We start from the raw sequence: 14,476 nt of genomic DNA, 5'->3' as shown, positions 1-14,476 counted from the left end.
TGTGAACGACGTCGCCCCCGACGACAAGATGCGGCACCTGCTCCGGCGGGTGAGCGCGGAACTCTACAAGACCCGCGAGGAACTGCGCGAGGTCACCGCCGCCGCCCGCGAACCCATCGCCATCGTGGCCACCGGGCTGCGGCTGCCCGGCGCCGACACCCCCGAGCAGTTCTGGGAGCTGCTGGCCGAGGGCAGGGACGCGCTGCGCGACTTCCCGGCCGACCGCGGCTGGGACACCGAGGCGCTCTACCACCCGGACCCCGCGCACACCGGCACCACCTACACCACCCGCGGCGGCTTCCTGGACGGCGTCGCCGACTTCGACCCGGAGTTCTTCGGCATCTCCCGCCGCGAGGCGCTCGCCATGGACCCGCAGCAGCGGCTGCTGCTGCACACCACCTGGGAGGCGTTCGAGCGGGCCGGGATCGACCCGCGCGCGCTGCGCGGCAGCCGCACCGGCGTCTACACCGGCACCAACGGCCAGACCTACGTCACCGGCCCGGGCCCGGTGCCCGCCGCCGTCGAGGGGTACCTGGTCACCGGGACCGCGGCCAGCGTGCTCTCCGGGCGGATCGCCTACACCTTCGGCTTCGAGGGGCCCGCGCTCACCGTCGACACCGCCTGCTCGTCCTCGCTGGTGGCGCTGCACCTGGCGGTGCGGGCGCTGCGCGCGGGCGAGATCGACTTCGCGGTGGCGGGCGGCGCGACCGTGCTCGCCGCGCCCGATATCTTCGTCGAGTTCTCCCGGCAGCGCGGGCTCGCGGTGGACGGCCGGTGCAAGGCCTTCGCGGCCGGTGCCGACGGCACCGGCTGGGCCGAGGGCGTCGGGGTGCTGCTGGTGGAGCGGCTCTCCGACGCCGAGCGGCTCGGCCACCGGGTGCTCGCGGTGCTGCGCGGGTCGGCGGTGAACCAGGACGGCGCCTCGAACGGCCTCACCGCGCCCAACGGCCCGGCCCAGCAGCGGGTGATCCGGGACGCGCTCGCCGACGCCGGGCTGAGCACCGGCGATGTCGACCTGATCGAGGCGCACGGCACCGGCACCGCGCTCGGCGACCCGATCGAGGCACAGGCGCTGCTCGCCACCTACGGCCGGGACCGGGAGACGCCGGTGTGGCTGGGGTCGGTGAAGTCCAATATCGGCCACACCCAGGCCGCCGCCGGGGTGGCCGGGGTGATCAAGGCGGTGCTGGCGCTGGAGCGCGGCGTGCTGCCGCCGACGCTGCACGTGGACGAGCCGTCGCCGCTGGTGGACTGGGATGCCGGACGGGTCGAGCTGGTCACCGCGGGCCGGCCGTGGCCGGAGACCGGAAGGCCGCGGCGGGCCGGGGTCTCGGCCTTCGGGGTGTCGGGGACCAATGCGCACGTCGTGCTCGAGCAGGCGCCGGAAATCGCCGCCGGCGAGCCGGTTCCGCTGGCCGGGATCACGCCGTTCGTGCTCTCCGCCGCCACCGGGGAGGCGCTGCGCGGGCAGGCCGAGCGGCTCGCCGCGCACCTGGACGCGGCCGCACCGCTCGGCTCGGTGGCGTCGTCGCTGGTCCGGGATCGGGTGCGGTTCGGGGCGCGGGCCGTCGTGCTCGCCGCCGAGCACGGTGGATTGCGGGCGGGGCTGGCGGCGGTGTCCGGCGGGACCTCGGCCGCGAGCGTGGTGCAGAGTCCGGAGCAGCCCGCGACCGGTTCGGTGGCGGTGGTGTTCAGCGGGCAGGGCAGCCAGCGCGCCGGGGCGGGCGCGGAGCTGTATGCCCGGTTCCCGGTGTTCCGTGCGGCTTTCGACGAGGCGGCGGCGCTGCTGGACGCCGAACAGGCCGCGCCGCAGTCGATCCGCGATGTCGCCTTCGGCGCGGACGGGCCGATCGACGCCACCGAGTACACCCAGCCGGTGATCTTCGCGGTGGAGACCGCGCTCTACCGGCTGCTGGAGTCGTGGGGGATCGAGATCGGGGTGGTGGCCGGGCACTCCATCGGCGGGATCGTCGCCGCGCACGTCGCCGGGGTGCTGACGCTGCCGGAGGCCGCCCGGCTGGTCGCGGCGCGGGCCCGGCTCATGGGGGCGCTGCCCGCGGGCGGCGCCATGGTGGCGGTGCAGGCCACCGAGGACGAGGTGCGGGAGCTGCTCGGCCGCACCGCCATCGACACCGCGCTGGTCTCGGTGGCGGCGGTGAACGGCCCGCGCGCGGTGGTGCTCTCCGGCGCCGAGGAGCCGGTGCTGGCGCTGGCCGCCGAGTTCACCGCGGCGGGCAGGCGGACCAGGCGGCTCGCCGTCTCGCACGGGTTCCACTCGCCGCTCATGGATCCGGTGCTGCCGGAGTTCGCGGCGGTGGTGGCCGGGCTGAGCTTCGCCGAGCCCACCGGGCCGGTGCTGGTCTCGGACGCCACCGGCGCGGTCGTCACCGGTGCCGAGCTCGCCGACCCCGCCTACTGGACCGGCCACCTGCGCGGCACCGTCCGCTTCGCCGACGCCGTGCGCGGCGCGCGGGCGGCCGGTGCCGGGATCTTCGTCGAGGTCGGTGCCGGTGCGGTGCTGACGCCGCTGGTCGCGGCGACGCTCGAGGACGGGGTCGCCGCGGTGGCGACCGTACGCAAGGGCAGGGACGAGGTGGCGACCGTGCTCGCGGCGGCCGCGACCGTCTTCGCGCACGGCCACCCGGTGGACTGGGCGGCGGTGGTGCCCGAGGCGCCGCGGGTCCCGCTGCCCACCTACGCCTTCCGCGCCGAACGGTTCTGGGCCACCGTGGAAGCCGGGCAGCGCGCGACCGGCGGGCACCCGCTACTCGGCGCGGTCGTCGCGCTGGCGGGCGGGGACGGTGCGGTCGCCACCGGGCGGGTCGCGCTGCGCAGCCACCCGTGGCTGGGCGAGCACGTGGTGGCCGGTGCGGTGTTCGTGCCAGGGACCGCGCTGGTCGAGCTGGCGGTGCAGCTGGCCGACACGGTCGGCGCCGACACCGTGGACGAGCTGGTCATCGAGGCGCCGCTGGTGCTGCGGCCGGAGGGCGCGGTGGAGCTGCAGGTGCAGGCGCGCCGCAGTGGTGACGAGTTCGCCGTCGAGATCCACTCCCGCCCGGCCGACCGGCCGGAGACCCCGTGGACCCGGCACGCCACCGGCACGTTGCGCGGCACCGGTCCCGGCGCCGGTGCTGGCAGCGTCGGTGCCGGGTCGCCCGCTGCTTTCGCGCTCGACGCGACGCCGACGGGCGGCCCCGGCCGATCCCGGTCAGGGCCGGACACCGCCGCGCCCGGCACCGCCGGACCCTGGCCACCGGCCGGCGCCACCGCGCTCGACCCGGCCGAGGTCTACGCCCGGCTGCTCGCCGCCGGGCTGGACTACGGCCCGCTCTTCCGCGGCCTCACCGCCGTGTGGCAGCGCGGCGACACCCTCTTCGCCGAGGTCGCGCTGCCGGACGGCGAACCGGGCGGCTACACCGTGCACCCGGCGCTCTTCGATGCCGCCCTGCACCCGCTCGCCGTGCTCACCGGCGCTTCTGCCGCCCCGCGCATCCCGTTCGCCTGGACCGGCGTCCGGGTGCACGTCGGCGGCGCCACCGCGCTGCGCGTCACCTTCACCGCCACCGCCGACGGTCTCACCGCGCTCCGGGCCACCGACCCCGCTGGCCGCCCGGTGCTCACCGTGGACGCGCTCACCCTGCGCGCCGCCACCGGCACCGCCCCGGCCGTCGCCGACCTGTACGAGGTCGGCTGGACGAAGCACCCGCTGCCCGCGGCCACCCCGCTCGGACACCGCCTCTGGGATGCCGCGCTGCCGGAAACCCTCGCCGCCCTCCAGCACGCCGAGCCGGACCACCCGCTGGTCGTGCTCACGCACAGCGCCATCGGCGTGCTCGACGGCGACCGCCCGGACCCGGGCACCGCCCCGATCTGGGGCCTGGCCCGCACCGCCCAGGCCGAACGCCCCGGCGCGGTCATCGTGCTCGACACCGACGACACCGCCGCCTCCGCCGCCGTCCTCGACCACGCCATCGCCGCCGCGCTCGACGGCGAACCGCAGCTCGCGCTGCGCGCGGGCACCGCCTACCTGCCCCGGCTGACCCGCTCCACGACCGTCGCCGCGGGCCGGGCCTGGAATCCGGACGGCACCGTGCTCATCACCGGCGGCACCGGCGGGCTCGGCGCGGCGCTCGCCAGGCACCTGGTCGCCGCGCACGGGGTGCGGCACCTGCTGCTGGCCGGTCGGCGCGGAACGGCCGCCCCCGGCGCCACCGAACTCGCGGCCGAGCTGCGCGCCGCCGGCGCCACGGTGCTCGTGGTCTCGGCCGACGTCGCCGACCGGGACGCCGTCGCCCGGCTGCTCGCCGCCGTCGCGCCGGAGCACCCGCTCACCGCGGTCGTGCACACCGCGGGCATCGTCGACGACGGCGTGCTCGACGCGGTGACCCCGGAGCGGCTGAACGCCGTGCTCGCCCCCAAGCTCACCGCCGCCCGGCACCTCGACGAACTCACCCGCGACCTGGACCTGGCCGGCTTCGTGCTCTACTCCTCGGTCGCGGGCATCCTCGGCACCGCCGGGCAGGCCGCCTACGCCGCGGCCAATACCGGGCTCGACGCGCTGGCCGCGCGCCGCCGCGCCGACGGCCTGCCCGCCACCGCGCTGGCCTGGGGGCTGTGGGCCGAGACCACCGGCGTCACCGCCCATCTCACCGCCGCCGACCGGGCCCGGCTGGCCCGCCAGGGCGTCCGGGCACTGGCGACCGACGAGGGGCTCGCGCTCTTCGACGCCGCCGTCTTCCACCGGGACCGCGCCCTGCTGGTCCCGGCCCCGCTCGCACTCACCGGCACCGCGCACACGCCGCTGCTGCGCGGGCTGGTCCGGCGCACGAGGGCCAAGGCCGCGGCGGCACAGCAGGATTCGGGGCTGGCAGCGCTGCCGGCGGCCGACCGCCGCCCGGCCCTGCTCGAGCTGGTGCGGCGCGAGGCCGCCGCCGCGCTCGACCACCCGGACCCGGCCGGCATCCGCGGCGACCGCGGGCTCACCGATCTCGGCATCGACTCGCTCACCGCGGTCGAGCTGCGCAATCGGCTGGCCGCCGCCACCGGGCTGAGACTCCCGGCCACGCTCACCTTCGACCACCCCACCCCGGACGCCATCGCCGCCTTCCTGGACGGGCTGCTCGGCGGCGGCACCGGCGAGCGGGCGGTGGTCGCGCAGCGCGGCGGGGGCGACGACCCGATCGCCATCGTCGGGGTCGCGCTGCGGCTGCCGGGCGGGATCGCGAGCCCGGAGGCGCTCTGGCGGCTGCTGGAGTCCGGCGGTGACGCGGTCGGCGAGTTCCCGGACGACCGCGGCTGGGACCTGGCCGCGCTCTTCGACGACGACCCCGCCACCGCGGGCACCTCCTACACCCGGCACGGCGGCTTCCTCACCGACGTCGCCGACTTCGACGCCGCCGCCTTCGGCATGTCACCCCGCGAGGCGCTCGCCACCGACCCGCAGCAGCGGCTGCTGCTGGAGACCTCCTGGGAGGCGCTGGAACGCGCGGGCATCGACCCGAACTCGCTGCGCGGCAGCCGGACCGGCGTCTTCGCGGGCACCATGTACCACGACTACGCCCCGCACCTGCAGGACGCGCCCGCCGACCTGGAGGGGTACCTGGTGAACGGCAGCGCGGGCAGCATCGCCAGCGGCCGCATCGCCTACACCTTCGGGTTCGAGGGGCCCGCCATCAGCGTGGACACCGCCTGCTCCTCCTCGCTGGTCGCGCTGCACCTGGCCGCGCAGTCGCTGCGGTCGGGGGAGAGCGAGCTGGCGCTGGCGGGCGGGGTCGCGGTCATGTCGAGCCCGGCCACCTTCGTGGAGTTCTCCCGGCAGCGGGCGCTCGCCCCCGACGGGCGGTGCAAGGCCTTCGCCGCCGCCGCGGACGGCACCGGCTGGGCCGAGGGGGTCAGCATCCTGGTGCTGGAGCGGCTCTCCGACGCGCGGCGCAACGGGCATCCGGTGCTCGCGCTGGTGCGCGGGTCCGCGGTGAACCAGGACGGTGCGTCGAGCGGGCTGACCGCGCCCAACGGGCCCGCGCAGCAGCGGGTCATCCGGCAGGCGCTGGCCAATGCCGGGCTCACCGCCGCCGAGGTGGACGCGGTCGAGGCGCACGGCACCGGGACCACGCTCGGCGATCCGATCGAGGCGCAGGCGGTGATCGCCGCCTACGGGGCGGGCCGGGATCCGGAGCGGCCGCTGTGGCTGGGGTCGCTGAAGTCCAATGTCGGGCACACGCAGGCGGCGGCCGGCGGGGCCGGGATCGCGAAAATGATCCTGGCGCTGCGGAACCGGACGCTCCCGCGCACGCTGCACGTGGACGCGCCCACCCCGCACGTGGACTGGTCGGACGGGGGAGTCCGGCTGCTCACCGAGCCCGTCCCCTGGGAGCCGGGTGACCGCCCGCGCCGCGCGGGCATCTCGTCCTTCGGAGTCAGCGGCACCAATGCGCACGTCATCATCGAGGAGCCGCCCGTCGCTCCCGAGCCGCTCGGCAGCGGCACGCCGAATAGTGCCGTCGGCCCGGCTGTGCCCGGCATCGGTGCCGCGGACACGTCCGTGGGCACGGTGGCGGGGACCCGCGGAGCCGCGGTACCGGCCGAGAAGCCGCTGCCCTGGGTGCTCTCGGCGCACACTCCGGCGGCGCTGCGGGGGCAGGCGGTCGCGCTCGCGACGTACCTGCGCTCGCGGCCGGAGGTCGACGCCGCCGACGTGGCCCGCACCCTGCTGACGGGCAGGGCGGCGCTGGCCGAGCGCGCGGTGCTGGTCGGCGACGACGCGGCACTGCGCGCCGGGCTGGAGGCGCTCGCCGCGGGCGGCCCGCTCCCCGAGCACGCCGCGCGCGGCACCGCCGACGTGGCCGGGCGCACCGTCTTCGTCTTCCCGGGCCAGGGCGGCCAGTGGCGCGGTATGGCCGCCGAGCTGTACCGCACCGCCCCGGTCTTCGCCGAACGGCTCACCGAGTGCGCCGCGGCCCTGGCCCCGCACGTGGACTGGGACCCGCTCCCGGTGCTGCTCGGCGCGGCCGAGATCGACGACGAGCGGGTGGACGTGGTGCAGCCCGCGCTCTGGGCGGCCATGGTGGCGCTCGCCGCGCTCTGGCGCGCGCACGGCGTCGAGCCGGACGCCGTGGTCGGGCACTCGCAGGGCGAGATCGCCGCCGCCGTCGTCGCGGGTGCGCTCTCGGTCGCGGACGGCGCCAGGGTGGCGGCGCTGCGCAGCCGCGCCATCGCCGCCACCGCGGGCCCCGGCGCCATGGCCGCGGTGCAGCTGCCCGCCGCCGCGGCGGCCGAGCTCATCGAGCCGTGGGCCGACCGGGTGGCGCTCGCCGTGGTCAACTCACCCACCTCGGTGGTGCTCTCCGGCGAGATCGCGGCCATCGAGGAGATCCTGGCCCGGCTGGAGGCCGACGGTGTGCGCAATCGCAGGGTCGCCGTCGGCTACGCCTCGCACTCGCCCACCATGGAGGCGCTGCGCGCCGAGCTCGGCACCGCGCTCGAACCGGTGCGCCCGCGGGAGTCGGCCATCCCGCTGCTCTCCACGGTGACCGCCGAGTGGATCGACGGCACCGCGCTCACCGGCGGCTACTGGTTCGACAACCTGCGCGGCACGGTCCGCTTCGAGGAGGCCACCCGCGCCCTCGCCGAGGCCGGATACCGGGCCTTCGTCGAGATCGGCCCGCACCCGGTGCTCGCCACCACCGTCGAGGAGACGCTGGAGGCGGCGGGCGCCCCCGCGAGCGCGGTCGTCGGCACCCTGCGCCGCGACGACGGCGGCCTCGCCCGCTTCGGCACCGCGCTCGCCGCCGCGCACACCAGGGGCATCGCGGTGGAGTGGGCCGTTCCGCCCGGCAACCGGATCGAGCTGCCCACCTACGCCTTCCAGCGCACCCGCTACTGGATCGACGCCGACCGCTCCGGCGCCCGCCGGGACGACCGCGCCCCCCGCACGGCGGCGCCGGAACCGGCCCCGATCACCATCGACCGCTTCACCGGGCTGGACACCCCGGCCCGCCGGGCGGCGGTGCTCTCGCTGGTCCGGGACGAGACCGCGGCCGTCCTCAAACACCCGAGCGGCGACGAGGTCGCGGTCTCCCGCGCCTTCCGCGACCTCGGCCTGGACTCGCTCACCGCGGTCGACCTGCGCAACCGGCTGCGCGCGGCCACCGGGCTCGCGCTGCCCGCCACGCTCATCTTCGACCACCCCTCCCCGGAGGCGGTCGCCGAATTCGTGGTCGCCGCCCTCCCGGACGGCGGGGAACCGGAGCCGCGCGACCCCGAATCGGTGCTCCGCACCCTGGAATCCGCGCTCACCACGGTGAACGGCGAGGCGGGTGCGCTGGCGGAGCGGCTGCGCGCCCTCGCGGACCGGCTCGACGGCGGGTACGGCCCGGCCGCCGGCGACCTCGACTCCGCCTCCGACGACGAACTCTTCGACCTGGTAGACAGGACCTGACGCATGGCAACCGAAGCCAAACTCCGCGATTACCTCAAGCGCTCCATCGCCAAGGAGCAGAAGCTGCAGCAGCGCCTCGACGACCTGCAGGCGAGATCGCGGGAGCCGATCGCGATCGTCGGCACCGCCTGCCTGCTGCCCGGCGGCATCGAGTCCCCGGAGCAGCTGTGGGAGCTGGTGGCGGCCGGCGGCGACGCGGTCGGCGAGTTCCCGGCCGACCGCGGCTGGGATCTGGCCGCGCTCTACGACCCCGACCCGGACCGCCCCGGCACCTCCTACACCCGGCACGGCGGCTTCCTCACCGGCGTCGCCGACTTCGACCCGGACTTCTTCGGCATCTCGCACCGCGAGGCGCTCGCCATGGACCCGCAGCAGCGGCTGCTGCTGCGCACCACCTGGGAGGCGTTCGAGCGCGCCGGGCTGGACCCGCATGCGTTCGGCGGCAGCCGGACCGGGGTCTACGCCGGGCTGGCCGGGCACGACTACGGCTCCCGGCTGGATCCCGTCCCGGAGGAGCTCGAGGGGTACCTGGCGATCAACAACCTGGGCAGCGTGGTCTCCGGGCGGATCGCCTACACCTTCGGGTTCGAGGGGCCCGCGGTCACGGTGGACACGGCGTGCTCGTCGTCGCTGGTCGCGGTGCACCTGGCGGTGCGGGCGCTGCGCTCGGGGGAGATCGACCTCGGGGTGGCGGGCGGGGCGTCGGTGATGGCGACGCCGATCGGGTTCACCGAGTTCTCCCGGCAGCGCGGGCTCGCCACCGACGGCCGGTGCAAGGCCTTCGCCGCGGCCGCGGACGGCACCGGGTGGGCCGAGGGCGTGGGAACCGTGCTGCTGGAACGGCTCTCGGACGCGCAGCGGCTCGGGCACCCGGTGCTCGCGGTGATCAGGGGGAGCGCGGTGAACCAGGACGGGGCGTCCAACGGGCTCACCGCGCCGAACGGCCCGGCGCAGCAGCGGGTGATCCGGGAGGCGCTCGCCGATGCCGGGCTCGGCGTCGGCGAGGTGGACGCGGTGGAGGCGCACGGGACCGGCACGGTGCTCGGTGATCCGATCGAGGCGCAGGCGCTGCTCGCCACCTACGGCGCGCGGGACGGGGGTGAGCCGCTGTACCTGGGGTCGCTCAAGTCCAATATCGGGCACGCGCAGGCCGCTGCCGGGGTGGCCGGGGTGGTGAAGCTGGTGCAGGCGCTGGCGCACGGGTGGTTGCCCGCGTCGCTGCACCTGGACGCGCCGTCGCCGCTGGTGGACTGGGATTCCGGGCACGTCGCGCTGCTCAGCGAGGCGCGGCCGTGGCCGGAGACGGGCCGCCCCCGGCGGGCGGGGATCTCCGCCTTCGGGGTGTCGGGGACCAATGCGCACGTCGTCCTGGAGCAGGCACCGGCTGTCGCCGCCGAACCCGCCCCCTCGGCGGCTGCCGGTGTCCCACGCGCCTCCAGAACGGAACTCCCGTTCGTGATCTCCGGCGTCGGCCGAGCCGGACTCGCCGCGCAGGCGGCCCGGCTGGCCGAGTTCGTCGCGGCGGGAGCCGATCTCGACGCCACCGCCTCGTCCCTGCTCCGGCACCGGGTCGAGCACGACACCAGGGCCGTGGTCCTCGCCGCCGACCGCGAGTCCCTGATCACCGGCCTCACCGCCATCGCCGAGGACCGCCCCGCCCCGAACGCCATCACCCGGGCCCCCCACTCGGGTACCAAGCTCGCCGCCGTGTTCGCCGGACAGGGCAGCCAGCGCGCGGGCGCCGGCCGCGAACTCTACGACCGCTTCCCGGAGTTCCGCACCCCCTTCGACGAGGCCGTCACCCTCCTGGACCGCCACCTCGCTCCGGTCGCCGGACACTCGGTCCGCGACGTCGCCTTCGGCGCACCGGGCACCGAGGGGCTCATCGACTCCACCGTCTACACCCAGGCGGTGATCTTCGCGGTCGAGACCGCCCTGTACCGCCTGCTGCGCGCCTGGGGCCTGACCTTCCACACCGTCGCCGGCCACTCCATCGGCGGCATCGTGGCCGCCCACGTCTCCGGCGCGCTCTCGCTCGCCGACGCCGCCCGGCTGGTCGCCGCCCGCGGCAGGCTCATGGGCGAGCTCCCGCCCGGCGGCGCCATGGTCGCCGTCGAGGCCACCGAGGCCGAGGTGCTCGACGCCCTCGCTCAGCACCCGGCCGGCGCCGAGGTGGCACCGGCCGCGGTGAACGGCCCGCGCGCGGTCGTGCTCTCCGGCGCCGAGACCCCGGTGCTGGCGATCGCCGCGGGGCTGGCCGAGCGGGGCCGCCGCACAAAGCGGCTCACCGTCTCGCACGCCTTCCACTCCCCGCTCATGGAGCCGGTGCTCGCCGACTTCGAGAAGGTCGTGGCCGAGCTGGTCTTCACCGAACCCACCGCCGCCACCCTGGTCTCGGACTCGACCGGCGCCGTCCTCACCGCCGCCGACCTGGCCGGCCCCGGCTACTGGGTGCGGCACCTGCGCGGCACCGTGCGCTTCGCCGACGCCGTGCGGACCCTGCGTGAGCAGGGCGCGGGCACCGTGCTGGAACTCGGCGCCGACGCCGTCCTGACCCCGCTGCTGCGCGCCCCCGAGACCGTGGTCGCACCGGTCCTGCGCCGCGGCCGCGCCGAGCCCGGCACCGCGCTCACCGCCGCCGCCACCGCCTTCGCCCAGGGGCACCCCGTGGACTGGGCCGGGCTCGTCCCGGAGACCCCGCGCACCCCGCTGCCCACCTACGCCTTCCAGCGCACCCGCTTCTGGGCGGAGCCGGAGGCGGGCCGGGCCCGCGGGACCGTCCCCGGCATCGACCACCCGCTGCTCACCGGCGCGGTCACCCTCGCCACCGGCGACGGGGTCCTGCTCACCGGACAGGTCTCGCTGCGCAGCCACCCGTGGCTGGCCGACCACGCCGTGCTCGGCACCGTCATCGTGCCCGGAACCGCGCTGCTCGACCTGGCCGCCAGGGCAGGCGCCGAGACCGGCGCCGACGGGGTGGCCGAACTCCTCGTGGAGGCGCCGCTGGTGCTCGGCGACGACCCGGTCGACCTCCAGGTCACCGCGGTCGGCGCCGAGGTGCGGATCCACTCCCGCCCGTCCGGCGGCGCGTGGATCCGGCACGCCACCGCCCTGCTCGGCGCCGAGCCCGGCGAACCCTTCCCCGACCTGCGCACCTGGCCACCCGCCGACGCCACCGAGGTCGACGTCACCGGCATCTACCCCGAACTGCTCGGCACCGGCCTCGCCTACGGCCCCGCCTTCCAGGGGCTGCGCCGCGCCTGGGAACGCGGTGGCGAGCTGTACGTCGAGGTGGAGCTGCCCGAGCCGGAGCGCGCCCGCGCGGCCGCCTTCGCCGTGCACCCCGCGCTGCTCGACGCCGCCGTGCACCTGCCCGCCCTGCGCGCGCTCGCCGACATCCCGCCGGGGACGAACCGGCTCCCGTTCGCCTGGAACGGGGTCCGGGTGCACGGGACCGGCGCCGCCGCCCTGCGCGTGCGGATCGCCGAGATCGCGCCGGACACCGTCGCTCTGCACGCCACCGACCCCACCGGCGCCCCGGTCCTGACCATCGACAGCCTCGTGGCGCGGCGCGTCTCCGCGGCCCAGCTGCGTGCGGCGCGTTCGGAACTGCGGGACGCGCTCTACGAGCCCATCTGGGTTCCGGTCCCGGCAACGCCCGCCGCGCCCGGCACCTTCCTGGTGCTGAACGACGGCGAGATCGCCACCCGCCTCCGCGCGCTCGGCCACCGGGCCGACGAGGAATCCGCTCCGGCCGCCGACTACACCGCCGCCCTGCTCACCGCGAGATCCCTCGACGAGACACTCCCCGTCCTGCAGGAATGGCTGGCCGACCCGGCCCGCGAAGCCCTGCCGCTGATCGTCGCCACCGCCGAGGCCGCCATCGGCGGTCTGGTCCGCTCGATCCAGGCCGAACAGCCCGGCCGCCTCATCCTCACCGACCTCGACGGCACCGACGAGTCCCTCCGCGCCCTCGCGGCCCTGCCCGCGCTCGCCGCCGCGGACGACCCGCAGACCGTCATCCGCACCGGCGAGATCTCGGTACCCCGGCTGAATCGCTGGGCGCCGGAAGCCGAACCGCGGGAATGGGACTCGAACGGCACCGTCCTGATCACCGGCGCTTTGGGCGGTGTCGGCGCCGAGATCACGAGACACCTGGTCACCACGCACAATGTGCGGCACCTGCTCCTGCTCGGCCGCCGCGGCACCCAAACCCCGGGCGCCCCGGAGCTGATCGCCGAACTGGAAGCGGCGGGCGCCACGGTAGAGGTGCGTGCCACCGACATCGCGAAGCGCGAGGAAGTAGCCGCCGCACTCGCGGACATCTCACCCGCACACCCGCTCACCGCCGTGGTGCACGCCGCCGGCGTGGTCGACGACGCCCTCTTCGCCGACCTCACCCAGGAACGCCTCGCCACCGTGCGCGCCGCGAAGGCCGAAGGGGCTCGGCACCTGCACGAACTCACCGCGGAGCTCGGAACCGTCACCCGCTTCGTCCTCTTCTCCTCGGTCTCCGCCCTGCTCGGCGGCCCCGGCCAGAGCGCCTACACAGCGGCCAATGCCGAACTCGACGCCCTCGCCACCGCCCGCCGCGCGGCCGGCCTCCCCGCGACCGCCATCTCCTGGGGTCTCTGGGAGCGGCCGAGCGGCACCACCGCCCACCTGACCCCCGCCGACCGCGCCCGGATCGCCCGCGGCGGCCTCCGCTCCCTCCCCACCGAGCTGGCGACCACCCTGTTCGACGCCGCCCTCGCGGGCGAGCTCCCGGTGGTGGTCGCCGCCCGCTTCGACCCCGCCGCCCTGAGCAGGCGCGCCGAAACCGACGCCGTCCCCCCGATCCTGCGCACCCTGACCGGCACCCGCCGTGCCACGAAGCGCTCGATCGCCACCGACCTCGCCGGCCTCGACCCCGACGCCAGGCAGGCGGCCCTGCTCGACCTGGTCCGCACCGAAACCGGCGCGGCACTGGCCCACCCCGACCCCGCCGCCATCGAACCCGGCCGCGCCCTGGTCGAACTCGGCCTGGACTCCCTGAGCGCGGTCGAACTCCGCAACGGCCTGGCCCGCGCCACCGGCCTGCGCCTGCCCGCCACCCTCACCTTCGACCACCCCACCCCGGAGGCCATCGCCACCTTCCTCGCCACCCGCATCGAGACCCCGGCCGCCGCGGCCGCGGAACCGGCGCCGACCGGGCTCGCCGCACTGCACCGCCGCATCCACGAGAGCGGCAAGCACGCCGAGGCCGCCCAGCTGCTCATCGCCGCCTCGCACGCCCGCGCCACCTTCCCGGTGGCCGAGCGGGAACGCCATGCCCTGGCACCCATCCGGCTCGCCACCGGCCCCGCCCCGACCGCCGTCGTGGCCTTCCCGGCGCTGAGCGCCATCTCCGGCCCGCACGAGTACTCGCGGGTGGCGCAGGAGTTCCGCGGCGAGCGCGATTTCCTGGTGGTGCCGTGGCCGGGCTTCACCGCGGGCGGCGACGACCTGCCGGACTCCATCGAGACCCTGGTCCGGCTCGGGATCGACGGGCTGCGCGCCGCGCTCCCGCCGGACCGGCCCTTCGTGGTGCTCGGCCGCTCCATGGGCGGCTGCGCCGCGCACGCCGTCGCCGCGGCGCTGGAGGACGAGGGCATCCGGCCGCGCGGGCTGGTGCTGGTGGACAGCTACCCGATCGACGCCGCCACCCAGCCCGGCATGGAGTGGTGGGTCGGCGCCATGATCGGCGGCATGCTGGAGCGGGTGGACCGCTTCGACCTCGCGGTGCAGGACGACCGGCTCACCACCATGGGCACCTACAACCGCATCTTCGCCGACTGGCGCCCCGGGCCCATCGCCACCCCCATCCACCTGCTGCGCGCGCGGAACGCGCTGCCGGGCACCACCGTCGGCGGCGAGCGGGACTGGCGGGCCTACTGGCCGGTGCCGCACGGCACCGCCGACATCCCCGGTGACCACTTCACCGCGCTGGAGGAGCACGGCCCGACCACCGCCGCGGCCGTGCGGGAGTGGCTGCGGCAGCTGGAGTCCTGATCCACGACG

2 protein-coding genes are annotated in these 14,476 nt (G+C 76.6%); both read left to right on the top strand.

All coding sequences use genetic code 11. The features are described from left to right. Nucleotide 1 precedes the first annotated feature (1 nt). Nucleotides 2-8,437 carry a type I polyketide synthase gene (locus AB0H71_RS05360; RefSeq protein WP_357015072.1) on the top strand — a complete coding sequence of 2,812 codons (8,436 nt, stop codon included), beginning with the start codon at nt 2-4 and terminating at the stop codon, nt 8,435-8,437. A 3-nt stretch (nt 8,438-8,440) separates the two neighbouring features. Then, a complete protein-coding gene (locus AB0H71_RS05355; RefSeq protein WP_357015071.1) occupies nt 8,441-14,467 on the top strand; it encodes a type I polyketide synthase in 6,027 nt (2,008 codons plus the stop codon). Nucleotides 14,468-14,476 lie beyond the last annotated feature (9 nt).

Origin of the sequence: Nocardia sp. NPDC050697 (assembly GCF_040654395.1) — a bacterium.
GTDB lineage: Bacteria > Actinomycetota > Actinomycetes > Mycobacteriales > Mycobacteriaceae > Nocardia.
Note: the sequence above shows the minus strand (reverse complement) of the source record. Positions and strands in the feature narration are given on the sequence as shown.